Below are 24,270 nucleotides of genomic sequence, written 5' to 3' on the forward strand. Positions count from 1 at the left end.
AGCACAATGTTTTTTTGAGTAAAGGAGATTTCATGGGAAAAATTCAGCAGTATAGATTAGCGTGGTTGACGGCATTTTTTGGGGTGATTTTGGGAGTATCCTCTTGTGTCGAAACAGTAGAAAATGAGATTCTGGCCTATTCCAATGATTTTTCGGATTTGAATTTGGCAGGTTTTGAAAATGGGAAATTGTTCATCTGGAGAAATGACACCTTGGCCGGATATTACCATAATGAGGAAGTTGCTGTCAATCTGAAGGATCTTCCGCCACACAATTACCTCAAACTCTCCATCGAAATCCTGATTCATGACACTTGGGATGGAAACCCTCTGGATAGTCTTTCCGGCCCCGATTATTGGTACATGGGATTAGATCAGAGTGAAACTTTCCGAACGACCTTTTCCAATACACCCTGCGAATCTACTTATTGCCTCTATCAGTCCTACCCCAATCAATACTTTAGACAGAATAGACCCAAAACCGGTGCCATTCAAACCAACCTCCCTGGATTATGCATTTTTGGAGCGTTCCAAAATTATACTACGCGATACCGGGTCGAGCAACTTATTGAGCACACCAATCCGGATGTCCGTGTATTCATGGGCGGAGAATTGAAGCAGTTGAACAGTCCTGATCCTGTCTGTGATGAATCATGGTCGGTAGCAAGTATTCAGGTTTTCGCCATTCAAACCAATAGATGATGAGCGCTAAAAATAGATGGATCGGGATTCTTTTTGGGGTTTTGGTTGCGGCCACGATTCCATCCTCTTTTGCACAAACGATCCCCGTCGGAACTCCCGTTTTGGATGATTACCTTCGAAGGTTACAGTTGACAGGGAAGATTGATTCGGCTTCTTCCTGGATGATTCGTCCGCTTTACCCGGTGGATGCCTTCGGAGTGAAGGACGGATTTGATTTGGACAGTTCTTTGGTTGACTTAGATCAGTCAGAATATCACCATCGTTTTGGAAAGGATGGAAAGGGGAAGTTTCTTACTTTGCCGGGTATCTATCGCGCTCAGTACAATTCCAATTATGCGTTTGGCGTAAATGACGGAGCGATGATCCCCAGTAAAGGGATACAGCAGGTTTTCAGTTGGGGAGCTTTTGCAGAATATGGGAAGTTTAGCCTGCAGCTTCAGCCTGAGCTTTTATGGGCGGATAATCAGGAGTACAAAGGATTTCCAATCGAACATCAGGCGACCATTCTTTTTTACTATGAATACATGAACCGCATCGATATGCCGGAACGATTTGGCACTACGGATGTGGTCCGATTATTTGCCGGGCAGTCCAGCCTGCGGTTCAATCTCAAAGAATTTTCGCTGGGACTTTCTACCGAAAACCTCTGGTGGGGACCTTCCAGACGCCATTCACTTTTGATGGGGAATAATGCACCCGGGTTTCTCCACTTTACACTTAATACCAGGAAGCCTGTTAAGACCGGGATCGGTTCTTTTGAAGGTCAGGTGATTTCAGGATTTTTGAAAAACTCGGGATTTCTTCCGCCATGGCCGGATTACACTATCCAGCAAAATTCCGTCTTTATCCCCAAACGTGATGATCAACGATACCTTTCCGGGCTGGTTTTGACGTATCAGCCTAAATGGGTCCCCGGGTTGTTTTTGGGTTATGGTTCGGTCAATCATATGTATCGGTCAGATGTAGGTACATTGGCAGATGCGCTCCCAATTTTGAACGGAAGGAAAAAGTCCCAGAATGTGTATGATCCGATTCAGGAAAAAAGACAGCAATTCAGTTCTGGATTTTTCAGATGGTTGAGTCCCGAGGGAAGGTTTGAGTTTTATGGGGAATATGGTACCCGGGACAATGACCGGCCTTTTTCCGATTTCATTACCACTCCTGAATCAGGAAGAGCATTTACGTTTGGTTTTACGCATTTGATGGCCTTGAAAAAAGCCAACCGGTTCTTGGAGATCAGTTCGGAAATGACCCAGTCTGGTCAGACCATCCGAGAGGATATCCGTCAGCTCCGTACCTGGTATATTCATGATTATGTAAGGCATGGCTACACCCATCAAGGGCAGGTATTGGGCATCGGCAATGGACCGGGAAGCAATCAGATTTTTGTGGGAGTCGCCTGGGTCGAGGGATTGAAAAAGATCGGTTTGCAATTTGAACGCATCGAGTACAACAATGATTTTTATTATTACCGATATGAAGATTCCAAAGATTTCAGAAACAAGTTTGTCGATTTGGTTTTCTCCTTGACACCGGAGTGGAAGTTTGGAAACTTGCTTATTTCCGGAAAGTTTCAATATGTCAATACCCTCAATTACAAATGGTACTTGGAAAATGATCCTGACCGATATTTTGTTCCTGGCTATGATCGGAAAAATATTGTAGGGCAAATTGGAGTCACTTACCTCATTAGATAAAAGGAAAAACACCCGGAAACAATGAAAGCAATCAAAGATAAAGTCGTGGCGGTCTCATACACCCTGATGGTGGATGACGGAGAAAGTGGAAAAGAATTATTCGAAACGGTCTCAGAAGATCAGCCCTTTTACTTCCTGTTTGGCTACCAGAATGTCCTTCCGCTTTTTGAACAGGCGATCGAAGGAAAGTCAGCAGGAGATTCCTTCTCGGTATTTATTGACTTTGAAAATGGCTATGGGGACTATGATGAAAACAAAAAAGTGATCATCCCCAAGGCGAATTTCAAAGAGGATGGAAAGAAAAATAAGGATGTCCTGAAAGTAGGCGCGGTGATTCCCATGCAAGACGATAAGGGCAATCAAATGCGTGGGGAAGTATTGAAGGTAGATTATTTGGGTGTTCATATGGATTTCAATCCTCCTCTTGCAGGGTTTGATTTATATTTTGAAGGCAAAGTCATCGCAGTGCGGGATGCCGAACCGGTGGAGATCGAGCACGGCCATGCCCATGGACCGGACGGTCATCACCACCATTAAACTTTAGGAATAAGCGAGTTGACAAATGCCCTGTTTTGAAAAGAATAGGGCATTTGTCGTATGGTAGGCCCTGTATTCATAGGATACATTTGAAAAGTACATTTTCAAAAATTTAACCTTTTACTCCTATGAAGAATTGGATTGATATTTTAAGTAAAGTTGCCTTACTGGGCTTTTTTATCGCATTTATGGCTTGTTCCAGTGAAGACGAGCTGCCTCAGGGTTCCCTCAATGTAGAGGCAAAGATCAACGGTGTCGCTTGGAAGGGATCTGGCAATAGCCGAATTACAAGTTTACCGGGAGGATTCAAGGCTTTCGCAATTGGAGCAGGGGCAACGGATCGATCGAGCTTTGCATTCACCATGACCGAAGAGCGTACAGGGACATTTAATATGGCCGGCAATGCGGTCTGGACTACTGCTGATTTGGTAGTTCACAATGCTACTTCCGGCACCTTGAACATCACCAAACTGGATGGAAATAAAGTATCAGGTACTTTTTCTTTCACTGCTAGACCCGCACTTGGAGGGGGAGCAGAAGTAACCATCACCGAAGGTTTCTTTACCGATATCAATATCATGCGCTAGGCAAGCCCAATCACCTGAGTGGTTCGCCATCGGGTGGTTAGGCTAATTTTTTGAAATGGCTCTTTTCGTCCAGTGAGGGGTGATTGTGTCGAAAAGTAGCCGGTCTCCCCGAAGATTCTTCGGGGAGACCGTGGCTTACTTACGTAGATCGTATCCGAAAGTCTTGTATGCCAAGTCGATACTTAGCTCACGAAGACCTTCGATTCGATCTGAAGGGTACAGCAAATACGCTTTCGATAATTGCTGGACTGCTTGTCCATACTGTTGAGTATTGAAGTGCACGATGGCATCATTGTAATATTGAAGCCCCGCAAGTTCTGTCAGGTTGACTTTCCTGAAGATGGTACCTTCGCGGATATCAATCGCTTGACCTGCCAATCGCTGATTGAATGAAGTTGCTTTCGCATCTTTTTGAGGGAGGTAAGCACTGAGGTATTTGTCTACTTCTGAAGGAAGGGTGATCATGCCACCTACCGGTAGGGTACTTTCTAAAATGATGGTTTTTTCGTCCAGGCGCACTTGAATGAACACATGGTAATCGGTCTCGACAACATCAAAATCGTATCCATATCGATCCAATAACAACCCTAAAGCAGCGGATCCACTCACGCAGTCAAACTTGCCTTCGGATAGCATGGCATTAAATGAAGAATGCTGCTCGTATTTTCGAAGGAGCCTTTGATGGGTTTTTTGAAAAATAGTCCGAAGTAGGGAGAGTTGGTCTTTTTCCTTTCCGGCTTTTTGGTCTAGTTCTTTGACCAGAATATCCCACTTTTCATCCGGTAGATCCGGTAAAGCATTGACTGCTTTAAAAAGTTGGTAAGGGTTTTTCTGTTCTGAATTCCAAATTTCCTTCTCAATCTCAGAGCCAAAAAACAGGTAATCTTGCTGCAGGGGTTTCTGCTGAGCAATTCCCAAGCGGAAAATTGAAATGAATATCCCTACAAACAACCCAAACCTTTTCATGATTCATGAAGCTAGTGTTACCTTATGTTGCTAAAATTAACAATTTGATAACATTAGCAAAAAAATTAACCCAAAACTTAACATTGGGATAAAGCTGTCGCTTTATTCGTGATGATAAGGCTCGTTGCGAAGGATGGTAAATGCCCGGTAGATCTGTTCGATAAAAAAAGGACGAATCATCTGATGCGAAAAAGTCATTTTGGAAAGTGAGATCTTCCCATTAGCCCTGGCGTAGACTGCCTCCGAGAATCCATAGGGACCGCCGATGACAAAAATGAGCTGGCGTAGACCTGCATTCATTTTTTTCTGTAGGTATTCCGAAAATTCCATCGATGTGAAGGTCTTCCCTCGTTCATCCAGTAAAATGAGCTCATCTGAAGTCTGGATTTTTTTTAAAATCAGCTCCCCTTCTTTTTCTTTTTGGGTAGTTTCTGAGATCGATTTGGTATTCTTCAAATCAGGAATGACTTCCAAATCAAATCGGATATAGTATCCCAATCTGCTGCTGTATTCACGAATGAGATCCTGAATGGAGGCGTGGTCTGTTTTGCCAATGGCTAAAAGCTTGATTTGCATGAGATAAATATCCGAAAAACTACCAAATCATGAGGTTCTGAATCATTTTTTCCGTTAATCCCCTATTTTTTCCGTCTTTCTTTCCCACATCCCATTGAACTTACTTTTGGACTATTTGAAAACAATCCTGCTAAACAGCCTGTTCGTCATCCATAAACCAAAACTATTTCTACCCATGAAAAAAGTACTTTCAATTTTGATGGTGATGACGATCTTTTTCGCATCTGCCTTCACTCCCAAAAACACCAATGTTCACGAAGTAGATGCCGATATCGTTGATTTGGCTGTATCTACAGAGTTTTTGTCCACGCTAGTTGCAGCTGTGAAAGCAGGCGACTTGGTAGAGGTGCTCAAGGGTGACGGTCCTTTCACAGTATTTGCTCCGACGAATGAGGCGTTTGCCAAGCTTCCGGCAGGAACTGTAGAAAACCTGCTCAAGCCTGAAAACAAAGCTCAGTTGGTTGCTGTCCTTACTTATCACGTAGTACCTGGAAAAGTAATGTCTTCCGACCTGAAGGATGGAATGAAGGCAAAAACAGCTCAAGGCGGTGAGGTTACAATTTCTCTTAAAGGAGGAAAAGCGATGGTTAACGATGCAACGGTGACTGCAGCTGATATTGAAGCCAGCAATGGTGTGGTACATGTCATCGACACCGTGATATTGCCCTCCATGTAATTGACGCTGTAAAAAACAGAAGCCCGCTGAAAATTCACTTCAGCGGGCTTTTTATTTAAAATGAATATACGGAATCTTGCCAGTAGCATTTCTAAAGGTCAGAAGACCAAGTTAACGCCATATTTTTGGCAATCTTCGGTCTTCGGTCATCGGTCTTCCAGCCCAAAATCAGTGAAATATTCGTCAACTGGCAGAATAGCGTATAATCAGTTTATTTAATCATAATATCCCCTTTCTCAATAGAAGGCTGAGCTCAATTAAGAAATTTCTCGAAAAAGTTGAAATCTGGGATCCTTCGGTCGCCTGTGCTGAGCACCTTCCCGATGAGAGTCGGGAAGTTAGAAGCATCCGATCCTTTTACCAAAGAGGATTTACTTGGTGGTGCAATTGCGATCAATCCAATTATTTAATCAGCTCTTTTCTTTTGAGAATGGTTTCCAAAAATTTTTTGTCATTGTCTGAATTAAAAATCCGGAAAGGAAGGTGAATAAACTGGGCCTTGGAAAGATAAAGTACAAAAGCATCTGCAGTCATTTCTACCCGCTTGATCATATTCCACTGAACGGGCATTCCCTCTCTGGTATTGATTTTCATCAAAATCTGCCGGCTGTCTATCTCGTAGGCCATTTTTTGAAAAATAGGCTTGTTTTGCTCCATCTGCGTAACTCCGGTAAATTGGATAGCCCAAAAAAGAACATATAGACCGTAGGCGATGACCGCACCAATAATCCACCAAATAGAAGCAATCCAAAAATAACCACAGCAAATAGCTAAAGCGATCAGGATGACCCACCACTGTTCTTTCAGGATGGATTTCAGCCCCATTTTGATGTAGGTTCCAGTTTCGAGCTGGTATTTTTTTGTTTTAATAATCATGAATCAGGAATTTGAGTGCGCAAATATCCACCTATCCCCTTGATTAAGCAAATGGATCGAAATCTTAAATAATGGCCTCGGGTGAAAACAAATGGCCTTTTCCATTGATTTAAACTGTTCATTGCTTTATCTTAAGTAAAATTTTTGGGTATGAACAGTTTGGTGATCGATCTTATCGTCTGTGGGTTGGCTTATGTGATTTCGGTATATTTCCTAGCCACCCTGACCAAAAACTCCCTCAATAAAGGGAAGCGAAGCGACGATGGGGATGGAGGGATTGAGAATCTGACTCCTCCTAAAATTGACCTGCCTCCCGGTGTGATTTGGCCTTCAGACACCCCTAAAAAAAGTAAAACCCCCGAGCCGGTGGAGGGTTAGTGACATTTTTCGCAGACTCCCTGCACCAATAGGTTCATCTCCTTTTTTTCAAATCCTTTGGGAAGCTTGACTTGAGGCAAGGATACATCCTCCAGGCAGGTGGTTTCTCCACAGACCTCACATTTGAAGTGCACGTGTTCGTGGCTGTGATCGTGATCGGATTCACCATGGGCACATAAGGCATACTTGGTCGCCCCGCTGTCATCCAATACTTTATGGATTAGGTCTTTGTCAAGGAAGGTTTTGAGTGTACGATAGATGGTCACCCGATCAAATTGATTGTTGAGGGTTTCTTCCAGATCTGAATGAGACAGCGCAATGTTTTTATTCAAAAACTCCTGAATGATTTCCAGTCGGCAATCGGTGACTCTAAGCTTGTGGGATTGGAGGATGGAATTTGGATTCATCATTTGGGGTCTTTTGCTGTTCCAAATTAACTCAAAAAAGGGAAGTGAAAAAAAAGGGCGTCGAATTCGACGCCCTTGATGGATTATTCTCCTGAGGTTTCTTTCAGGATTTTGTTGATACGTTCCAAAGCATCCTCCAAGTGAAGTTTGCTCATTCGGTCGGAAGTTCTACCGATGGCTCCTCTGATTTGGCTTTGAAGAGTTTTCAATTCTCCTCTTGCCATAGGCCGGATATCGGACTGAGAGGCATTGATTTGTGGTCCTGCAAATGCTCTGAATTGAGCCGGCAATTGGGGCTCATTACCCGTCAGCATAAGCTCCAATCGCTCAATATGTGCACGCTGAAGAGCTCTGCGGTGAACATCGATGGATCTGCCGGAAGCAAGTTCTGTCCAGATTCCTTTTCTCAGATCATCAAAAAGCTCGGTAATCTTGTAGGCATTGTTTCCATTCAAGGCTTCGTTTTCGATCACTCTGCCCAGACGGCCCCATTCCAGGATGCCATTAAGCGTGGTCACTTGAATGCCACGGATTCTTTCCAAAGCTCCAAAGTCTCCGATTCTGGAAATGATCGCATCGTCCATCAACCAGGTAGGAGTAGCAAAAAGGTGCTTGTTCAAGAAATCTACCGCAGACTTTTGCATTTCCTTAGAGGTGTGTGTGTATACCGCGTCCCCTTGACCGGAAGATTTGTAGATCTCCATTACCCCGCCTACGTTAGTCCGCACATGGCCCATGTATCGGTTGAATTGTCCGATGACCTGACCATACATTTCCTCCAGATCTGCATAGCCTTTGTAAGGCTTGTCTTTCTCGGTAGTCCATTCGATCAGGTTAGGCATGATCCGCTTCAGGTTTTTGATTCCGTAATCGGAAGCCAGCATGGCGTTATCTCCTAAGTCTTCTGATTGCGTGGTAGGGTCATAGCTATTTCCTTGCCGTCCATAGCGATAGATAGGATCGCCTTTCTTCTCCAGGATCCACTGATCCAAAATCGGAAGTTCATCCTCAGGAGTTTTTGCTTCCAAAATCGGCTTGTAACCCCACATGATGGCATATTTGTCATAAGGACCTACGTCCGGCATCAAGCTCACTCCTTTGTCCTCAGGCTGTGCGATGTAGTTGAATCGCGCATAATCCATGATAGAAGGGGCAGTGCCAAACTCTTTGGTAAACGCAGCATCTCTCAACTTTTCCACGGGGTAGGCCACGGAGGAAGCAAAGTTGTGAGGAAGACCCAAGGTGTGTCCCACTTCGTGTGCAGATACAAACCGGATCAGGCGGCCCATGACTTCGTCGTCAAATTTCACGCTTCTTGCGTCAGGATTGACTGCAGCGGTCTGAATGAAGAACCAGTTTCTCAAAAGGTTCATCACATTGTGGTACCATCCGATATCAGACTCGATGATTTCGCCGGATCTTGGATCAGATACGTGAGGTCCGTAAGCATTCTGAATGTCAGAAGCGAAATAGCGGATTACCGAGTATCTCGCATCTTCAGGGCTCCAGGTTGGTTCTTCCTGAGGGCTTGGAGCTTCTTTGGCAATGATGGCATTTTTGAAACCGGCAGCTTCAAAAGCTTTCTGCCAGTCTTCAACCCCTTGCTTCAAGAATGGCACCCATTTCGTCGGCGTAGCCGGATCGATGTAATATACAATGGGTTGCTTGGGCTCTACGAGTTCTCCTCGCTTGAATTTCTCTTCATCTTCGGGCTTCACTTCCAGTCTCCATCGATCTAGGTATCTTCTGGAAGTAGCTCTTTGCTCATCAGCGCCATAATCCACATAGGATCTTGCAAACCATCCTACACGCTGATCAGCAAGACGTTGCTTCATCGGCTCTTTGGGAAGCAGGATCATTGAGGCGTTCATTTCCAAAGTGATCAAGCCTGTTACGCTATTGGATGGGGGCTCAGATGCAGCATAGGTCAAGACATATCTCGCCTCGATATTAATCGGATAGGTGTGGACGTGCTGGATATAGGATCTCTCGTTGTCCAAGCGGGTCACACGGTATTGGGTTCTTCTGTTTCGCTGAAGCCCCAATGCCTGATTGTCTTTGGTAAACAAATCGGTGGCCTCAATCACGATCCCGGTAGTGTCAGTCGCCCGTGATTTGATGGCGAATTTTTGAAGGATCGGCTCCAAGTTGGATGCCTTTACCGCCATTGAGATGGGAAGCGAATCTGCAGCATAGTTGTTGACAGATACCACTTTCAACAGGATGTCGTCCTGATTTTTTTCCCAACGCACCATCAGGTTGGTGGTGTTTTCCCCACCATATCCGATTCCATCGGCAGTTTTGGCGATTCTCACGACCATGAGCATGTCACGACCCAGGAGGGAATCGGGGATTTCGTAGAAATATTTGTCTTCGATCTGGTGAACCTTAAAAAGACCTGCTTTGGACTTGGCGCGAGCAGTGATGACTTCTTTGTAAGGCTTTGGACCATTCGCGGGTCCATTGTTTTGGGGTCTTGCGGCAGGGGCAGGAGCAGCGGCAGCAGGAGTTTCGGCACCTTTTTTCTTTTTTTTCTGTGCGAAAGTATCCTCAGCCTGAAGCAGTGCGCCCATCAGACCCAATACAAAGGTGGTTCTCCTCAGTAATTTGGGTAGGGTTTTGTTCATAGCTTTCATAATTGATTGGAAAATAAAATAACTTCCAAACCTTGGGATAAGCCGACAGTTAAACTTAATTTTTTATAAACGGTTGCATCATAAAATCAAAGGCACTTGGAGAAGCAAAAAAAAGAAGTGGTGATCGTAGGTGGAGGGTTGGCTGGGCTAATCTCAGGCCTTCTTTTGGCCAAAAGCGGACATCAAGTACAGCTGATCGAAAAGAAAACTTATCCATTTCACAGGGTATGTGGAGAATATGTGTCCAATGAGGTGGTAAGCTTCTTGATTCGACATGGCCTATATCCGGATTTTCTTGATTTGCCTCAAATCCATCAGTTTGAGTTTTCGGATACAGGGGGAAAATCGGTCACAATTCCCTTGGATCTAGGGGGATTTGGGATAAGCCGACACTTCCTTGATGAATGGTTGTACCATAAGGCTTTGGATGAAGGGGTAAGTGTAAGGACCGGTACTCAGGTGGCTCAAGTGAATTTTGATGAAAAATCAGATCTGTTCCACCTAGCCCTCTCCGATTCAAGAGTGATCCACACTCCGTTTGTCTTGGGAGCTTTTGGCAAAAGAAGCAAACTTGATAAATCGCTCCATAGAAATTTCATCCTTCAGCGAAGTCCGTATATCGGCGTGAAATATCATATAAAGACAGATTTTTCAAGAGATACCGTAGCCTTACATAATTTCAGAGGCGGGTATTGTGGACTAAATGCCATCGAAGAGGGAAAATATAATCTTTGCTACCTCGGAAGTCGAGAACAACTCCGAGCCTATGGTTCCATTGAAGAAATGGAGCGGCAGATTCTGTGGAAGAATCCAATCCTGAAAAGAATTTTTAGTGAAAGCGAGTTCCTGTTAGACAAACCGGAGGTGATCAATGAAATTAATTTTGAGTCGAAGCTACCGGTCGAAAACCACATCCTGATGATCGGTGACTCGGCGGGATTGATCACTCCGCTTTGTGGGAATGGAATGGCAATGGCGATTCATTCGGCCAAACTTGCCGTGGAGGCCTTGGATCATGGAACATCCCGAAAAGAGATAGAGCAACGTTACTTTACTTCCTGGAATGCCCAATTCAAGAAGCGATTGGCCGTGGGAAGGACTGTCCAAAAACTTTTCGGATCGGGAAAAGGCTCGGTGATTGCCCGCAATCTGATCGAGCACGTGCCTTTCGCTGCCCACTTGATTATGCGAAATACCCACGGTCAGCCGTTTTGATCAGTAGCCAAATACCTGCATGATTTGGGTGTTTTCCAGAAAATAGTACAGGAAAAATGCATTGAGCGTTAGCGCTGAGATAGCATTCATTCCCATGGCCCAACTGTAGGAAGCATATTTTTCCGGATTAGATTGTACAAATCCAAACCAAATCAAAAAGAACAGCAGAATAGGCGCCATAGCTCCAAGGTAGACCCAAATAATACTTTCCTGCCCTCGGTCCAGGAAAAACCAGACAAAAGCAGCTCCTGTCAGCCCAAAAATGATACTTGAAAAGGCGAAAGTCCCTTTGATACCCAAAGTTCTGCTCAGTGTCTGATCCCCCCTACGTGCATCCTCCCGATGCTGATAGACCTGTGTCAACGGATAGTTGCCCCAAAGCATCAAGCTGGTCAGCATGCCGGGAATGACCACATGGGACTTGAAGATCACCTCCCAACCCAAATCACTGAGTCCGGCATAGGCCATGCCGAAGGTGAAATAGCCTTGGAATAGTCCGGCAATGACCCAACTCGTCCAGGGAAATTTCTTAAGTCGGATCGAAGAATGACTATAAGCCATGCTCACGAGTCCATAGACTGCGAGCATACTGGCAAAACCCCAACTGATCCATGCGCCCAATACCAAAGCGATGAAAAAGAAGGTCTGGGAAAGCCAATACAAATCCGGAGTGACTTTGGGAGGAAACTTCAGTCCTCCGATACTTTCCTCATCTCTGTCAAAGTAGCTATTGTACCCATTACTGCTCGGGTATAGAAACAGATGCAGCGCCAAAAATACCAGCAGCAGTCTTTCTCCATTGAGATTGGGAGTCAAGGACAGGGCAAAGAAAAACACCGGCATGAGGAAAAGAGAAAAAGGAATACGTAGGTGGCGGATGCTGGAGCGGGTGATCATAACAAAGTTGGATAGTCTACTTAACCTTATTGTGAGGAAAGGGTTGATAGAGTACCGACTAAATTAGAAATATTCTCCTAACTTGATTAGATGGATTCCAGCATAATAAGTATTGGTATTTCCAATCCCGGAAAGCCGATTCCGCAGCGCGAAATTTCCCGATTTATGCAGATAGCCCATCAGCTGGATGAATTGGAAAGCAGGAAGCTTCAATTTTTTTATCGGGTGTCTGGAATAGATTCCCGCTACAGTGTATTGGAGGATTTTGAGAAAGAAAATCCGGTGGATTTTTCCTTTTTCCCCAAAAACAAAGCACTTCATCCCTTTCCTGGGACTAAAGCCCGAATGGAGATTTTTCAAAAGGAGGCGCCAAAGCTGGCATTTGAGGCCAGCTTATCTGCTTTGGATCAGGCCAAGGCAGAACCCGGACAAGTAACCCACCTTATCTTGGTTTCTTGTACGGGAATGGTAGCCCCTGGTGTAGAATTGGATTTGATCGAAAAGCTTTCCCTAAGTAATTCAGTTGAGCGGTATTGCATCCACTTTATGGGATGTTATGCCGCCTTTACCGGTTTAAAGCTGGCTGACAAAATCCTGAAAGCAGAACCAAATGCCAAAGTATTGGTCGTGGCGGTCGAACTGTGTACGCTACATTTTCAAAAGGAATACACGGAAGACAATCTTTTGGCCAATTCACTTTTTGGAGATGGGGCAGCGGCAGCATTGGTCATGAAGTCGGATAAGGGATTGAGCATCAAAAATTACCTAAGTCAGGTCATTCGGGAAGGAGAAAAAGATATGGCTTGGGGGATAGGCGATTTTGGGTTTGAAATGCGCCTGAGCCAATATATCCCATCGCTGCTAGACCAGGGGATACGCAATTTGGCAACAGTATTTGAAGAAGTTTTCCGGGTCTCCAAGATTAAGAACTTTGCGATTCACCCGGGTGGAAAGCAGATTTTGCAAAAAGTCCAGGAGGCATTCGGATGGGCTCCTGAGGTAAACTTTCATGCCTTGGATGTTTTGAAAAATTTTGGAAACATGTCATCGGTCAGTATTCTTTTTGTTTTGGAAAAGATGCTCAGAGATACATCGCTGGAGGGAGAAATTTTAGCGATGGGTTTTGGGCCCGGATTGACCTTGGAAACGCTCCACTTGGAAAAGCGATGAGTATTTTTTCGAAGAGAAGCAACGAAAAGGAAATCATGGATGATCTGGAGTGTTCCGGTCCGGTTTTGGAGCAGACGCTTAGAGAGTTGAAAACCATCAATCGCTGGCTGGGGGGTAATCAGGTAACTACTCTGGGTTTGGAGCGACTGATTCAACAAAATCCCCAACCTGTCTACGAAATTACGGATATCGGCTGTGGAGGTGGAGATATGATCCGGGTAATGGATAATTGGGCAAAAAGGAGAAAAATCCCCGCCAATTTCACCGGAATCGATGCCAATGGGAACATTATCGAATTGGCCAGGGTTAGACAATTAGATTTGTCATCTGTCCAATGGGAGGTGTTGAATGTTTTTGAGCCAGAATTTACGGTTCAAAAAACAGATATTGTCACCTGCACGCTTTTTACCCATCACTTTACCGACAGCGAATTAGTGATATTGTTTAAAGCATTGCGTCAAAAAGCCAGACTTGGCCTAGTCATCAATGACCTACACCGCCATCCCTTGGCCTACTATAGCATCAAATGGCTCACCCGGATCTTTAGCAGATCTCCGATGGTACAGCATGATGCGCCGCTATCTGTCTTAAGGAGTTTTTCCAGAAAAGACTGGATGAGAATCCTGGAAAAATCCGGATTTGAAACTTTTCAAATCCGATGGTATTGGGCATTCCGCTGGCAGATTTGTGTTCGAGTTTAATGTTTAACCTTAACAATTGATTTATGGAATTATCACCGGAAACAGTGAAAACACTTTTGGATGAAGGCATTCAGCTGGCTTATAAGATTGTCCCCTCACTGATTTACGCACTTTTATTTTACTTCTTGGGGAAATTTTTGGTCAACAAATTTCTTTCGGGTTTTCAAAAGATCCTGGAAAGAAGAGATTCTAACCCATCTCTAAATACGTTTTTGGTCGGCTTGGTCAAAGCCATCCTGTTCGTTTCCCTTTTCATCGGAGTGGCCACCATTTTGGGTGTACCGATGACTTCGTTTCTGACGATTTTGGGTGCAGCAGGTTTGGCGATCGGCTTGGCTCTTCAGGGTTCACTTTCCAATTTTGCCGGCGGGGTTTTGATCTTGTTATTTAAGCCATTTAAGGTAGGAGATGCGATCACCGGGAAAGGATTTACCGGAGTCGTCAGAAAAATTGACATCCTATACACTCACATGACCACCTTTGACAATCAGGAGGTGATTATCCCCAATGGCGCTTTGGCCAATTCAGAAGTGGTCAATCTCAATTCTCAACCCACCCGAAGGTCAGAAATAAAAGTTGGAGTCGCCTATGGAACGGATTTGAAAAAGGCAAGAGAGGTTATCCTTCAGGTGGTTTCCCAAGATGAGCGGATTCATAAAGAGCCCGCTCCTGTCGTTTGGCTGAGCGGATTTGGAGATAGCTCTTTGGATTTGATCATCAGAATTTGGACAGATACCCCGGATTTGTGGCCGGTTCATTGGGAAACAATGGAAAAAATCAAAGAAGCATTTGAGACCCACGATATAGAAATCCCATTCCCACAGCGGGTTCTGCACCACGTCAAGCAGGACTAAAACGCAAAAAAGGCTGGTCATAAAATGGCCAGCCTTTTTTGATTTTCAGAAAAGAGTTAATCCAATACCACTTCTTTCACCCCTCCCGGATAGGTGATCTCCAGTTTTTTGTCACAATCTCCAAAACCGTAGTCCACGGTGACTACAATGGATTGATAGTTGAAATTGATTTTTCCTTTGTTGGGTATCCAAATACCGGATTCGACACAAGATTGAGTCACGATGAGTGGCTCTGTGATCGCAGCGGTGTAGGTGGTTCCACCTTTGCTTGTTCCGTTTCCTGTACCTGTGATCGAAGCGGCATATCCCGTGGGAGTCAAGGATACTTTTCTTACTTGATCGGTATTGAAAGAAGAAGTCTTCCCATCCGTCCAGGTGATCTTTCCATTTTGAACTTTTACCGCTAGGGTGATTTCAAAATTCTGGATGTTGATACCCGTATTGGTGATGGTACGGGTTCCTTCGATTTTGAGCCCGTTGACCTCATAAGCTTCAAAAGTGGTGACCACACTGGAACCGGGAATCAAAACGCTTCCCGTATAGGTAAATATCACTTTGCCTTTTCGGGTGACTCCGTTGGAAGTGCATCCTGTTCCAAAATCTACCGTGATTTTTTTGGTGGGAATATCATGGGTCAATTTTGCTGTTGAACATAGACCGCCATTGAATGCTGATTCCAATCTAAATCCAAGGCCACTGGCCTCCATGGCATTGAGCGTGAGATTGTCCAAATCCTCCATCGCGGTGTTGACTTTGAATTCGTCTTCTACCAGAGAAAGGTCAGGTTCAGGGACAATTGTATCCGGATCTTTTTCGCAGGAGAATAAAATCACCGACAACGAGAATAAGAAGGCGTAAGTCCTGAATAATGATGAAATTTTCATAAGAATTGATGGAATAAAAGTGAACCTAAATCTACTCTTTATTCTCAGTTTTGATTTTGGATGGTTCCGGTTTTTTTGACTTTCCTCCCACGCATCCGATATTCTGAGTCAGCGAAATGTCTCTGGGCAGAATACCGAATCCTTCACTCAAGTCCCATTCTTCAGCCAGGGGTTCTGCTTTTTTTTGTTTCTTACTCATTTTCAGTCTGTTTTTTCATTAAAACGGCCAAGGATCTGAAAAAGGTTTGTTGGAAAAATATAACATCAGCTCCTGATTGGTGAGCAGGCACTTTTCAAGTTCTTTGGTGATTTGCTCTTCGTCCGGAAACTGCCCGATAAGAACCAGCTCGTTGAGCCGATCTCCAAAGTTTTTATGCCATTTGGATTCAATCAAGGCTTGATTCTCGATGAAGGAAGCATATTGAATTCTCTGATTGAAAGGCATCGAAGCCCACCAAACTCCCATAGGTTCTGCCTTGAGGCTTCCTCCGGCTTGGGACCAGGATATGGCCTGATCTTTCCTTGAGGCTAAATAAAACAGACCCTTGCTCCGGAGAATGCTGGAGGGCCAAGATTTGGATATGTAATTCCAGAACCGCTGCGGATGAAATGGGCGTCGGTCACGAAATACAAAGCTTTTGATTCCATATTCTTCCGTTTCCGGAGTATGGATCTTGCTGAGCTCCTCCTGCCAGGCTTCTGTTCCTTCCAGTTCGGCGGAATCATAAAGACCGGTATTCAAGATCAAAGAGGGATTGATTTTACCAAATTGGGCATCGATGATTTTTGCTTTTGGATTTAGGTTGGAAAGAATTGCTTTTAATTCACCTGCCTGTTGCGGACTGACCAGGTCTGTTTTGTTCAGCAGGATGACATTGGCAAATTCAATTTGGTCGGTTAGCAGGTTGACTATGGATCGCTGATCTTCTTCGTCTTCATTGAGTCCGGAAGAATAGACGGTTTCTCCACTTCCAAACTGTTGAGGGAAATTCAAGGCATCCACGACCGTGACCAAAGTATCCAGTCTGCTGAACCGGGATAGGTCAATACCTTTCTCCTCATCCACAAAGCTGAAGGTTTGCGCGACTGGGAGAGGCTCGGAAATGCCCGTACTTTCGATCAGTAAATAATCGAAGCGGTTTTCAGTTGCCAGTTTTTCAATCTCGATCATCAAATCTTCCCGCAACGTGCAACAGATGCAACCATTGCTCATTTCTACAAGCTTTTCATCTGTTCGGGATAGGGTGTTTCCCTCCGAAATCAGTCGGGCATCCACATTGACCTCACCCATGTCATTGACGATGACGGCCACTTTGAGCCCTTCTTTGTTGTGCAGGATGTGATTGAGCAAGGTAGTTTTGCCGGCTCCCAAAAATCCGCTCAAAACGGTTACAGGGAGTTTTTTTGAATTTTCCATCTTCATTGTGATTGATATTCTGTCCCACATTGAGCCTGTGCTGGCCAAGGACATGCTTGGGTTTAAGAAATGATTTCTGCGTTTTGAAGGATGAAGGTCATCTCTTCCACATCATCCGCGTTGAGCTGGAGGATACCTCTGACCTTAATGATTTGGTCAAGTTTGAGCCTTCGCGATGGGGGATTTTTGAGGTACGCCACCGCTATGGTCTCCGGACCTGCTCCCCCACAAAAAAAGCATTCCGCCATAGGATATTTAGAGAGAATCAGGGTTTTGGAAGGGCTGGTATCCAAGGGGATAAAAAATCCCTGAAGCTCCACAGATTTGCCCTGTAGAGCGAGGAGCTCAGGGCTAAACTGTGGATAGTAGAAATACAGTCCGTGCGTTTTGTTGAACCTTTCCTGAAACCTTGTTTTAGAAAATATTTCCCAAAGCCTGGTCGGGGTTTGGGAAAACCCAAGGGATCCTGATAGCCCGATAATACCTAATGTAAAACCAAGAATCGATAACCTTTTAAGCAACATCATAGATAATCTGTCAAACAAAGCTAGTTCTTATCTTTAATAAATGCAATCATGTTGCATTTATAATTCCTGTTACATCTTTCACTTTGGCTATCTTTGTCCATGAATGAGTTGGATTTCAATAGTGAAAATTTAGAGCGAAAGCTTAAGGATATCCGTGGGAAGGCGGTTCGGTTGAGTAGTTTTCGACTGGCGGCATTTTTGGCGTTTGGTGTTTTAGTCATTCTGGGGATAGCCGAGCATCCTGTCTGGTTGATCCCTGCACTGGCGACGATTTGGCTGTTTATTTCTTTGATCCAAAAATTCAATGCCGCAAAAGACCAGGAGGCGATCTATCTCGCAGTTAGCCTCCTGGAAGCCAGAAAACAATCCAGGCAAAACAGAACCCTTGGCGGATTGGACGAAGGGACAGAATTTGCCGAGAAATCACATCCCTTTTCCGGGGACTTGGATTTGTTTGGGTCACATTCCTTGTTTCAACTTCTTAATCACGCCACCTCCCACGGGGGAAGGGTAAAACTGGCTAATCTTTTAAAATCGGAATTTTCCGTTCTTCAAGCCCAAAAGCGCCAAGCTGCCGTATCTGAGCTGCGCGAAAAACCTACATTTCTCCGAGCGATGGAGGCCGTAGGTTTGGCTTTCTCCAAAGAAAATCCTTTACAAAAGCCTTGGAGCAAATGGGTAGCCGAGCCTGAGCGGGTTACATTTTTGCATCAAATTTTGGCGGGAATTGGGCCTGTAGGCGGAGCGACTTTGCTGGTCTTGGCGGGGTTGGGGGTGATCCCTCAGGCTCTGTTGGGCATTTGGATTATTATGGGAGTCTTGGTTTTATCTTTGGTTTTCAGGACTTTGAAAAGAGCCGCTGACCATATCCCTTCTTCTTCCGAAATGAAATCCATGTCGATTCGGTCGCAGAAAATAGAAAAAGAGACTTTTCACACTGAAATTTTAGGTACCCTTCAATCCCGTTTTTTCCGGAATGGAACTCCTGTTTCGCTGCAGATTCAGCATTTGGATCGCTTGGGCCTTTGGGTTCAAAATCGGCTGAATTTGCTTTATTTACCTATCAATCTATTGTTTTGGACAGACTTTTTGCTCGTGCTTCAATTGGCTCACTGGAAGAAAAAATCCGGCGATTCCCTTCAGCATCTTTCTGAAAATCTCGAAGAATTTGAAGTGTGGGTTTCCCTTGGAAGTTTTGAAGTGGAGGTAGGATATCCGGGAGAAGTGAAATGGGTAGAAGAAAAAGTTGTGGCCGGAGAAAATGTTTCTCATCCTTTGATTCTACCTGCAGCCTCTATACCCAATTCGCTGGTGATAGGCGAACATCCGCAAGTGATTCTGCTCACCGGCGCCAATATGAGTGGAAAAACGACCTTTATGCGCACCTTAGGGATCAATGCCGTTTTGGTCAATCTGGGACTTCGTCCATTTGCGGATCAGTTTAAAATTGGAGCCGTTCAGTTGTATACCAGCATGCGAAATTCAGACAACCTGGGAGAGAGTGTCAGTTCTTTCTATGCTGAGCTGAACAGAATACGCACGTTGATCACTCGGCTTGAATCAGGTGAAGCGATTTTTTTTCTTTTGGATGAAATCCTAAAAGGGACGAATACACAAGATCGAATATCCGGATCCAGGGCATTGATTGCCCAAATTCTCCAGACTAAAGGGTTTGGCATCATCAGTACGCATGATATTGAATTGGCTGAGTTGGAGCAAACTGTGGAGAAAATCCACAATTTTTCATTTCATTCGGAAATCCAGGATCAGACGATTCGCTTTGATTATAAACTCAAAAAAGGCCCCTGTCCGAGCTTTAATGCCCATAAATTGATGGAATTGATGGGGATTAAATTTTAGATTCTCTAGTTGTTGGCATTGGGATTGGCTAATTTAGGTTGTAAATCAATTGTTTAACTAAATCCAAATCGTCATGAGTTCTTTATTGTATTTAATCGCACTGATTTTGATCATTGGGTGGATTTTGGGATTCTTTGTGTATAGTGTAGGCGGATTGATCCATATTCTGTTGGTCTTGGCTCTCGTTTCCATCTTGCTTCGATTGATTCGGGGAGCTTGATAGGAGTCTGTGTATTTAAAGGCGCTGATTTCGGGGTAATCTGTTAATTTTGGGCCAGCTATGACCCAGATTTCTCCCAATCAGATATTAGGTGTACTTGGTGGCGGACAGCTCGGCCGCATGCTGATCCAGTCCGCCATCAATTACAACCAAGACATTCACATCCTCGATCCCGATCCCAATGCGCCTTGTAAGGACATTGCACAGCATTTTCAGGTTGGGTCGCTCAAGGATTTTGACACAGTATATTCTTTTGGCAAAAACTGCGACGTGATCACCGTGGAGATCGAGGCAGTCAATACCGATGCCCTGCAAAAGCTTGCCGATGAGGGCAAAAAAGTATTTCCACAACCACACATTTTGAAGCTTATCCAAGATAAGCGCGAGCAAAAGCAGTTTTATCAGCAGCATGGGATTCCTACTGCTGATTTTATTTTGACTGAAAATAAAGCCGACGTTATTTCCAAAAAGTCCTTTCTTCCCTCAGTTAATAAATTGGGTAAGGAAGGTTACGATGGCCGTGGCGTTCAGATTTTGAGAACTGAAGCGGATCTGGAGCAGGCATTTGATGCTCCTGGACTGCTGGAAAAGCTGATCGATTTCGACAAAGAAATTGCTGTGACCGTGGCCCGAAATGAAAACGGGGAACTGATCGCCTATCCGGCGGTAGAGTGCGCTTTTCACCCGACGGCTAACTTGGTCGAGTTTCTTTTTGCTCCAGCAGAAATCTCTCCCGAGGTAGAGGCCAAAGCTCAGGAAATCGCCAAAGCCGTAATCCTAAAGTTGGATATGGTCGGAATCCTGGCTGTAGAAATGTTTGTGACCAAATCAGGGGATGTGCTAGTCAACGAAATTGCCCCCCGTCCGCACAATAGCGGTCACCATACCATCGAAGCCAACTTTACTTCTCAGTTTGAGCAGCATCTGCGTTCAGTGATGAACTGGCCCCTAGGCAATCCCGAGTTGCGATGCCCAGCTGCCATGATCAACTTGCTGGGGGAAGACGGATTTTCCGGCCCAGCGATCGTGGAGGGAAAAGAAGAGGCCATGGCCGAAAAGGGAGTTTACATTCACCTTTACGGTAAAAAACTGACCAAGCCTTTCCGCAAAATGGGGCATGTGACCATTTTGGATGAAAATGTGGAGTCTCTCAAAGCCAAAGCCAACCGAATCAAAGAATTGATCAAAATAAAATCCATCTCATGAACCCACAGGTAGGAATCATCATGGGAAGTCAGTCTGACCTCCCGATCATGGCAGAAGCTGCGCAGTTTCTCGAAGAACTCGGAATCGCTTACGAGCTTACCGTGGTAAGTGCTCATCGGACCCCTCAGCGGATGATCGACTATGCAGGTTCGGCACGCGAGCGTGGGATCAAAGTGATCATTGCCGGTGCAGGCGGTGCTGCGCATCTTCCGGGGATGGTGGCTTCCCTGACCAGTCTTCCGGTGATCGGAGTCCCTGTGCTGAGCTCCAATTCCATCGATGGATGGGATAGTGTTTTGTCCATTTTGCAGATGCCAAGCGGGATTCCGGTGGCGACAGTCGCGCTGAATGGAGGCAAAAATGCCGGGATTTTGGCGGCTTCTATGGTGGGAGCGTATGATGCAGAAGTGGGAAAAAAAATGGATGCTTTCAAAGCAGGGCTTCGTCAAAAAGTCGAAGAATCCGCCGCCCAGATTGAGGAAAAGGGCTGGAAAGCGGTGTTGAAGAAATGATCAATGGCCAATTTCAATGATCAATTTCCAAGGCTAATTTTAAAATAGTCGAGCTATGGATTGGAACAAACCTGTCAAATTCAAATTCGGTGGGGAAGATTGGGAAATGCCTCTCTCCACCCTTCTGTTGCTGATTTTTTTGACCCTTTTATTGATGCTGGGCGGGGCTTGGCTGGGGTTTCAGTTTGGATCAGGGCAGTTGTAATTCATTCGAAAATTCTCCAATGAGCCGATTAGGATTACTAATCGGCTCATTATTTTTAGAATATTGAGCCGAATAAAGTTAATAATCGGCTCAAAAAATTGATATATTTGAGCTGAATAAGAATCTTAATCGGCTCATGAGCTACAATTGGCAACAGACAGGATGGCCGGAATTTCAGTTTACCCCAGGATTGATCGAGGATGTTCAGCTCAAATTCCTGCTGAAATCCGGTAAATCCAACGGGCAGTACGCCGGAATTCCTTCCGAGAAGAAAGACCAACTACTCGTGGATATTCTGTTGTCTGAAGCGATCAAAACTTCTGAGATCGAGGGAGAATTTCTCAGCCGGGTCGATGTGATGTCCTCGCTCAAAAAGAATCTCGGCATTCACGAAGAGCAGCCCCGATTGGTCAAGGATCATCGTGCCAAAGGCATTGCCAAACTGATGGTAGCGGTACGACAGTCTTGGCAGGAGCCGCTTAGTGATACTTTGCTTTTTTCCTGGCATGAGATGCTGATGGAAGGCAATCGCTACATCCAAGCCGGAAAATGGCGAAGTGGAACTGAACCCATGCAGGTGGTTTCCGGTACGATAGGAAAAGAAATTGTCCATTTCGAAGCACCTCCCTCCGATCAAGTTTCCATGGAAATGGATCGATTCATCATATGGTTTAATGCTACAGTTCCCGGTGGAGCTAAGCAGATTCTTAATCCGATTTTGCGATCGGCCTTGGTGCATTTGTACTTCGAGAGCATTCATCCTTTCGAAGATGGTAATGGTCGAATCGGCCGGGCATTAGCCGAAAAAGCGCTCCATCAAGGAGTAGCGCAACCGATTTTGATCAGTCTTTCTCAGGTCATCGAATCGGACCGAAATCAATATTACGAGCAGCTCAAGCTGGCACAACGCACGCTTCAGGTGGATAAATGGCTACTTTATTTTGCCGGAGTGGTGTTGAAGGCTCAGGAAAAAGTAGAGGAGTTGATTGAGTTTTCTTTGAAAAAGACCCAACTGTTTGACACCTTTCGGGACGAGTTGAATGAGCGGGAACTCAAAGCTTTGAACCGTATGCTCGACGAAGGTCCGGATGGTTTTGAGGGAGGTATGAATGCCAAAAAATACATGTCCCTTACCGGTGCTTCTAAGGCTACCGCTACCCGAGACCTTCAGCATTTGCGGGATTTGGGGATTTTGATAGCCGAAGGGGGAGGACGAAGTGTTCACTATCAGGTAAATTTAGAATCCTAAAACCAAACCCTCCAAGGGACTTTAGCCCTTGGAGGAGATATAAATTCCATGAACCATCTCATCCAACTCCGTCATACGCTTCACCAATTTCCTGAAACAGCTCTCGAGGAAACCCAGACCGCAAGGCGGATTTTGGAGTTTTTTCGTCCTTTAGCTCCGGATCAGATTTTAGAAAATCTTGGAGGAACCGGGCTTGCTTTTGTATTTCAGGGAGTAAAACCGGGGAAAAGACTTCTTTTTCGCTGTGAATTAGACGGATTACCGATTGCCGATTTGAAGAAAAGCGACCATCAGAGCCAAATTCCCGGCAAAGGTCATCTCTGCGGACACGACGGGCATATGGCGATTCTTTGCGGTTTGGGAGTAAAGCTTTCCCAAAACCGACCCGAATCCGGGGAAGTCTTGCTTCTTTTCCAGCCGGCAGAAGAGACCGGAGATGGAGCAAGAGCGGTACTTACAGACCCCAGATTTGAGCAGATCAAACCCGATATTGCTTTTGCGTTGCATAATCTTCCCGGTTATCCTTTGCATCAGATTGTGATGAGAAAAGGAACTTTTGCAGCTGGAAGTACCGGAATGACAATTTCCCTGACCGGTAAAACCTCCCATTCCGCCCACCCGGAAGCAGGCATCAATCCGGCAAATGCACTTGCCACACTCATTCAAGAATTGCCTAAGTTGCCTCTAGAAGCAAATGGCTTTGCTTTGCTGACTTTGATCCATGCCAAGTTGGGCAGTTTGGCTTTTGGAACGAGTGCGGGAAAGGGGAGTTTGAGTATGACTTTGAGGGCTTTTGATCAGGAGGATTTGGACAACCTGATCGAAAAGGTGAAGGAAAAGTCCCGTGTAATCTCCAAATCAGAGCGACTGGAGGTGGAGTTTTCTTTTGTAGAGCAATTCGCCGTATCAGTCAATGATCCGGATTTGTATTCCCTAGTAGAAAATGCAGCCAAAAAATTGGGATTAAGTCTAATTGAAAAACCAGAACCTTTCCGCTGGTCAGAGGATTTTGGCTTGTTTTCCCAGGTTTGTCCTTCGTTTTTGTTTGGTTTGGGTTCCGGAGAAAGTTGTCCACAACTGCATGAAGGAACCTATGACTTTCCGGATGAATTGATTGAGACGGGAGTGGAGATGTTTTGGGAGTTGGTAAAGGAGACCTGCTAGGTTTTCAAAACCTGACAGGTGGGGTGTCAAATTTGTGCCATTTTTGGTTTTTTATTTGCATCCCACTTTAAGGTTTTTAATCTCTTGGAAAGAGTGGTTTGCCCGATGTTTTTTTCAGACCAATTTTTCACATTTTCTACTCGTGTTGACTG

27 protein-coding genes are annotated in these 24,270 nt (G+C 44.9%); 17 read left to right on the forward strand and 10 right to left on the reverse strand.

The features are described from left to right. The first annotated feature begins 32 nt into the window (after window positions 1-32). The 4 genes from CLV31_RS04285 to CLV31_RS04300 all read left to right on the forward strand — a co-directional run bounded on the left by CLV31_RS04285 (window position 33) and on the right by CLV31_RS04300 (window position 3,522). The gene (locus CLV31_RS04285) at window positions 33-701 is read left to right on the forward strand and encodes a hypothetical protein (RefSeq protein ID WP_111391623.1); all 669 of its coding nucleotides are present in this window, start codon (window positions 33-35) and stop codon (window positions 699-701) included. Continuing rightward, window positions 701-2,398, forward strand: a complete 1,698-nt coding sequence (locus tag CLV31_RS04290) for a capsule assembly Wzi family protein (protein ID WP_111391684.1) — start codon at window positions 701-703, stop codon at window positions 2,396-2,398. The genes CLV31_RS04285 and CLV31_RS04290 overlap by 1 nt, the downstream gene beginning before the upstream one ends. A 21-nt stretch (window positions 2,399-2,419) precedes the next feature. Then, complete coding sequence (locus CLV31_RS04295) at window positions 2,420-2,935, forward strand: FKBP-type peptidyl-prolyl cis-trans isomerase (protein WP_111391624.1); 516 nt, start codon at window positions 2,420-2,422, stop codon at window positions 2,933-2,935. Between the two features lie 128 nt (window positions 2,936-3,063). After that, window positions 3,064-3,522: a DUF6252 family protein gene (locus CLV31_RS04300; RefSeq protein WP_111391625.1), complete on the forward strand. Its 459-nt coding sequence runs from the start codon at window positions 3,064-3,066 to the stop codon at window positions 3,520-3,522. A 135-nt stretch (window positions 3,523-3,657) separates the two neighbouring features. On the opposite strand, the gene CLV31_RS04305 is transcribed toward CLV31_RS04300, so the two are convergent. Together CLV31_RS04305 and rlmH are read right to left on the reverse strand one after the other, a co-directional pair. Then, a complete protein-coding gene (locus CLV31_RS04305; RefSeq protein WP_111391626.1) occupies window positions 3,658-4,488 on the reverse strand; it encodes a hypothetical protein in 831 nt (276 codons plus the stop codon). 102 nt (window positions 4,489-4,590) lie between these two features. Continuing rightward, window positions 4,591-5,064, reverse strand: a complete 474-nt coding sequence (gene rlmH / locus CLV31_RS04310) for a 23S rRNA (pseudouridine(1915)-N(3))-methyltransferase RlmH (protein WP_111391627.1) — start codon at window positions 5,062-5,064, stop codon at window positions 4,591-4,593. 175 nt (window positions 5,065-5,239) lie between these two features. Here rlmH and CLV31_RS04315 point away from each other — a divergent pair, with 175 nt between their 5' ends. After that, window positions 5,240-5,740, forward strand: a complete 501-nt coding sequence (locus CLV31_RS04315) for a fasciclin domain-containing protein (RefSeq protein ID WP_111391628.1) — start codon at window positions 5,240-5,242, stop codon at window positions 5,738-5,740. 402 nt (window positions 5,741-6,142) lie between these two features. Here CLV31_RS04315 and CLV31_RS04320 read toward each other — a convergent pair whose 3' ends face one another. Then, window positions 6,143-6,616: a YcxB family protein gene (locus CLV31_RS04320; RefSeq protein ID WP_111391629.1), complete on the reverse strand. Its 474-nt coding sequence runs from the start codon at window positions 6,614-6,616 to the stop codon at window positions 6,143-6,145. 150 nt (window positions 6,617-6,766) lie between these two features. Here CLV31_RS04320 and CLV31_RS04325 point away from each other — a divergent pair, with 150 nt between their 5' ends. Further along, complete coding sequence (locus CLV31_RS04325) at window positions 6,767-6,994, forward strand: hypothetical protein (RefSeq protein WP_111391630.1); 228 nt, start codon at window positions 6,767-6,769, stop codon at window positions 6,992-6,994. On the opposite strand, the gene CLV31_RS04330 is transcribed toward CLV31_RS04325, so the two are convergent. Together CLV31_RS04330 and CLV31_RS04335 are read right to left on the reverse strand one after the other, a co-directional pair. Further along, complete coding sequence (locus tag CLV31_RS04330) at window positions 6,991-7,404, reverse strand: Fur family transcriptional regulator (protein ID WP_111391631.1); 414 nt, start codon at window positions 7,402-7,404, stop codon at window positions 6,991-6,993. The genes CLV31_RS04325 and CLV31_RS04330 overlap by 4 nt on opposite strands. Window positions 7,405-7,484: 80 nt before the next feature. Continuing rightward, window positions 7,485-9,974, reverse strand: coding sequence for a zinc-dependent metalloprotease (locus tag CLV31_RS04335; RefSeq protein ID WP_394335947.1), 2,490 nt, complete (start codon window positions 9,972-9,974; stop codon window positions 7,485-7,487). A 159-nt stretch (window positions 9,975-10,133) separates the two neighbouring features. Here CLV31_RS04335 and CLV31_RS04340 point away from each other — a divergent pair, with 159 nt between their 5' ends. Then, entirely contained in the window at window positions 10,134-11,252 is a 1,119-nt protein-coding gene (locus CLV31_RS04340; protein WP_111391633.1) for an NAD(P)/FAD-dependent oxidoreductase, read from the forward strand. Here CLV31_RS04340 and CLV31_RS04345 read toward each other — a convergent pair whose 3' ends face one another. Beyond that, window positions 11,253-12,149, reverse strand: coding sequence for a UbiA family prenyltransferase (locus CLV31_RS04345; RefSeq protein ID WP_111391634.1), 897 nt, complete (start codon window positions 12,147-12,149; stop codon window positions 11,253-11,255). Window positions 12,150-12,239: 90 nt separating this feature from the next. Here CLV31_RS04345 and CLV31_RS04350 point away from each other — a divergent pair, with 90 nt between their 5' ends. The 3 genes from CLV31_RS04350 to CLV31_RS04360 are packed head-to-tail and all read left to right on the forward strand — an operon-like array spanning window position 12,240 to window position 14,874. Beyond that, complete coding sequence (locus CLV31_RS04350; RefSeq protein ID WP_111391635.1) at window positions 12,240-13,319, forward strand: type III polyketide synthase; 1,080 nt, start codon at window positions 12,240-12,242, stop codon at window positions 13,317-13,319. Continuing rightward, window positions 13,316-14,020 (forward strand): methyltransferase domain-containing protein, encoded by a 705-nt coding sequence (locus tag CLV31_RS04355; protein WP_111391636.1) that lies wholly within the window; start codon window positions 13,316-13,318, stop codon window positions 14,018-14,020. Before CLV31_RS04350 ends, CLV31_RS04355 begins: the two co-directional genes overlap by 4 nt. A gap of 23 nt (window positions 14,021-14,043) precedes the next feature. After that, window positions 14,044-14,874: a mechanosensitive ion channel family protein gene (locus CLV31_RS04360; RefSeq protein ID WP_111391637.1), complete on the forward strand. Its 831-nt coding sequence runs from the start codon at window positions 14,044-14,046 to the stop codon at window positions 14,872-14,874. Between the two features lie 56 nt (window positions 14,875-14,930). Here the strand turns inward: CLV31_RS04360 and CLV31_RS04365 are convergent, their stop codons facing one another. From CLV31_RS04365 to CLV31_RS04375, 4 genes are all read right to left on the reverse strand, one after another. Beyond that, complete coding sequence (locus CLV31_RS04365) at window positions 14,931-15,758, reverse strand: hypothetical protein (RefSeq protein WP_146250859.1); 828 nt, start codon at window positions 15,756-15,758, stop codon at window positions 14,931-14,933. A 31-nt stretch (window positions 15,759-15,789) separates the two neighbouring features. Next, window positions 15,790-15,957 (reverse strand): hypothetical protein, encoded by a 168-nt coding sequence (locus CLV31_RS21785; protein WP_181452568.1) that lies wholly within the window; start codon window positions 15,955-15,957, stop codon window positions 15,790-15,792. Window positions 15,958-15,975: 18 nt separating this feature from the next. Next, entirely contained in the window at window positions 15,976-17,175 is a 1,200-nt protein-coding gene (locus CLV31_RS04370) for a GTP-binding protein (RefSeq protein WP_111391685.1), read from the reverse strand. A gap of 62 nt (window positions 17,176-17,237) precedes the next feature. Then, the gene (locus tag CLV31_RS04375; RefSeq protein WP_245943317.1) at window positions 17,238-17,702 is read right to left on the reverse strand and encodes a hypothetical protein; all 465 of its coding nucleotides are present in this window, start codon (window positions 17,700-17,702) and stop codon (window positions 17,238-17,240) included. A gap of 99 nt (window positions 17,703-17,801) precedes the next feature. Here CLV31_RS04375 and CLV31_RS04380 point away from each other — a divergent pair, with 99 nt between their 5' ends. From CLV31_RS04380 to CLV31_RS04405, 7 genes are all read left to right on the forward strand, one after another. Then, on the forward strand, window positions 17,802-19,562 hold the full coding sequence (locus tag CLV31_RS04380; protein WP_111391640.1) for a MutS-related protein: 1,761 nt from the start codon (window positions 17,802-17,804) through the stop codon (window positions 19,560-19,562). Between the two features lie 73 nt (window positions 19,563-19,635). Further along, window positions 19,636-19,782 (forward strand): lmo0937 family membrane protein, encoded by a 147-nt coding sequence (locus CLV31_RS04385; RefSeq protein ID WP_111391641.1) that lies wholly within the window; start codon window positions 19,636-19,638, stop codon window positions 19,780-19,782. A gap of 60 nt (window positions 19,783-19,842) precedes the next feature. Further along, window positions 19,843-20,988: a 5-(carboxyamino)imidazole ribonucleotide synthase gene (locus CLV31_RS04390; protein ID WP_111391642.1), complete on the forward strand. Its 1,146-nt coding sequence runs from the start codon at window positions 19,843-19,845 to the stop codon at window positions 20,986-20,988. Next, the gene (purE, locus tag CLV31_RS04395; RefSeq protein WP_111391643.1) at window positions 20,985-21,500 is read left to right on the forward strand and encodes a 5-(carboxyamino)imidazole ribonucleotide mutase; all 516 of its coding nucleotides are present in this window, start codon (window positions 20,985-20,987) and stop codon (window positions 21,498-21,500) included. The genes CLV31_RS04390 and purE overlap by 4 nt, the downstream gene beginning before the upstream one ends. A gap of 55 nt (window positions 21,501-21,555) precedes the next feature. After that, window positions 21,556-21,705, forward strand: coding sequence for a hypothetical protein (locus tag CLV31_RS21790; RefSeq protein ID WP_181452569.1), 150 nt, complete (start codon window positions 21,556-21,558; stop codon window positions 21,703-21,705). Window positions 21,706-21,841: 136 nt separating this feature from the next. Continuing rightward, complete coding sequence (locus CLV31_RS04400) at window positions 21,842-22,954, forward strand: Fic family protein (protein WP_111391644.1); 1,113 nt, start codon at window positions 21,842-21,844, stop codon at window positions 22,952-22,954. 48 nt (window positions 22,955-23,002) lie between these two features. After that, window positions 23,003-24,118: an amidohydrolase gene (locus CLV31_RS04405; RefSeq protein WP_111391645.1), complete on the forward strand. Its 1,116-nt coding sequence runs from the start codon at window positions 23,003-23,005 to the stop codon at window positions 24,116-24,118. Window positions 24,119-24,270 lie beyond the last annotated feature (152 nt).

It is taken from the genome of Algoriphagus aquaeductus (genome assembly GCF_003253485.1).
Classification (GTDB): Bacteria; Bacteroidota; Bacteroidia; order Cytophagales; family Cyclobacteriaceae; genus Algoriphagus; species Algoriphagus aquaeductus.

Excerpts from the sequence above, each read along its gene's own strand:
- CLV31_RS04285 (WP_111391623.1), top strand. The coding sequence starts at position 33 with ATGGGAAAAATTCAGCAGTATAGATTAGCGTGGTTGACGGCATTTTTT.
- CLV31_RS04290 (WP_111391684.1), top strand. The coding sequence starts at position 701 with ATGAGCGCTAAAAATAGATGGATCGGGATTCTTTTTGGGGTTTTGGTT.
- CLV31_RS04295 (WP_111391624.1), top strand. The coding sequence starts at position 2,420 with ATGAAAGCAATCAAAGATAAAGTCGTGGCGGTCTCATACACCCTGATG.
- CLV31_RS04300 (WP_111391625.1), top strand. The coding sequence starts at position 3,064 with ATGAAGAATTGGATTGATATTTTAAGTAAAGTTGCCTTACTGGGCTTT.
- CLV31_RS04305 (WP_111391626.1), bottom strand. The coding sequence starts at position 4,488 with ATGAAAAGGTTTGGGTTGTTTGTAGGGATATTCATTTCAATTTTCCGC.
- rlmH (WP_111391627.1), bottom strand. The coding sequence starts at position 5,064 with ATGCAAATCAAGCTTTTAGCCATTGGCAAAACAGACCACGCCTCCATT.
- CLV31_RS04315 (WP_111391628.1), top strand. The coding sequence starts at position 5,240 with ATGAAAAAAGTACTTTCAATTTTGATGGTGATGACGATCTTTTTCGCA.
- CLV31_RS04320 (WP_111391629.1), bottom strand. The coding sequence starts at position 6,616 with ATGATTATTAAAACAAAAAAATACCAGCTCGAAACTGGAACCTACATC.
- CLV31_RS04325 (WP_111391630.1), top strand. The coding sequence starts at position 6,767 with ATGAACAGTTTGGTGATCGATCTTATCGTCTGTGGGTTGGCTTATGTG.
- CLV31_RS04330 (WP_111391631.1), bottom strand. The coding sequence starts at position 7,404 with ATGATGAATCCAAATTCCATCCTCCAATCCCACAAGCTTAGAGTCACC.
- CLV31_RS04335 (WP_394335947.1), bottom strand. The coding sequence starts at position 9,974 with ATGGGCGCACTGCTTCAGGCTGAGGATACTTTCGCACAGAAAAAAAAG.
- CLV31_RS04345 (WP_111391634.1), bottom strand. The coding sequence starts at position 12,149 with ATGATCACCCGCTCCAGCATCCGCCACCTACGTATTCCTTTTTCTCTT.
- CLV31_RS04350 (WP_111391635.1), top strand. The coding sequence starts at position 12,240 with ATGGATTCCAGCATAATAAGTATTGGTATTTCCAATCCCGGAAAGCCG.
- CLV31_RS04355 (WP_111391636.1), top strand. The coding sequence starts at position 13,316 with ATGAGTATTTTTTCGAAGAGAAGCAACGAAAAGGAAATCATGGATGAT.
- CLV31_RS04360 (WP_111391637.1), top strand. The coding sequence starts at position 14,044 with ATGGAATTATCACCGGAAACAGTGAAAACACTTTTGGATGAAGGCATT.
- CLV31_RS04365 (WP_146250859.1), bottom strand. The coding sequence starts at position 15,758 with ATGAAAATTTCATCATTATTCAGGACTTACGCCTTCTTATTCTCGTTG.
- CLV31_RS21785 (WP_181452568.1), bottom strand. The coding sequence starts at position 15,957 with ATGAGTAAGAAACAAAAAAAAGCAGAACCCCTGGCTGAAGAATGGGAC.
- CLV31_RS04370 (WP_111391685.1), bottom strand. The coding sequence starts at position 17,175 with ATGGAAAATTCAAAAAAACTCCCTGTAACCGTTTTGAGCGGATTTTTG.
- CLV31_RS04375 (WP_245943317.1), bottom strand. The coding sequence starts at position 17,702 with ATGATGTTGCTTAAAAGGTTATCGATTCTTGGTTTTACATTAGGTATT.
- CLV31_RS04380 (WP_111391640.1), top strand. The coding sequence starts at position 17,802 with ATGAATGAGTTGGATTTCAATAGTGAAAATTTAGAGCGAAAGCTTAAG.
- CLV31_RS04385 (WP_111391641.1), top strand. The coding sequence starts at position 19,636 with ATGAGTTCTTTATTGTATTTAATCGCACTGATTTTGATCATTGGGTGG.
- CLV31_RS04390 (WP_111391642.1), top strand. The coding sequence starts at position 19,843 with ATGACCCAGATTTCTCCCAATCAGATATTAGGTGTACTTGGTGGCGGA.
- purE (WP_111391643.1), top strand. The coding sequence starts at position 20,985 with ATGAACCCACAGGTAGGAATCATCATGGGAAGTCAGTCTGACCTCCCG.
- CLV31_RS21790 (WP_181452569.1), top strand. The coding sequence starts at position 21,556 with ATGGATTGGAACAAACCTGTCAAATTCAAATTCGGTGGGGAAGATTGG.
- CLV31_RS04400 (WP_111391644.1), top strand. The coding sequence starts at position 21,842 with ATGAGCTACAATTGGCAACAGACAGGATGGCCGGAATTTCAGTTTACC.
- CLV31_RS04405 (WP_111391645.1), top strand. The coding sequence starts at position 23,003 with ATGAACCATCTCATCCAACTCCGTCATACGCTTCACCAATTTCCTGAA.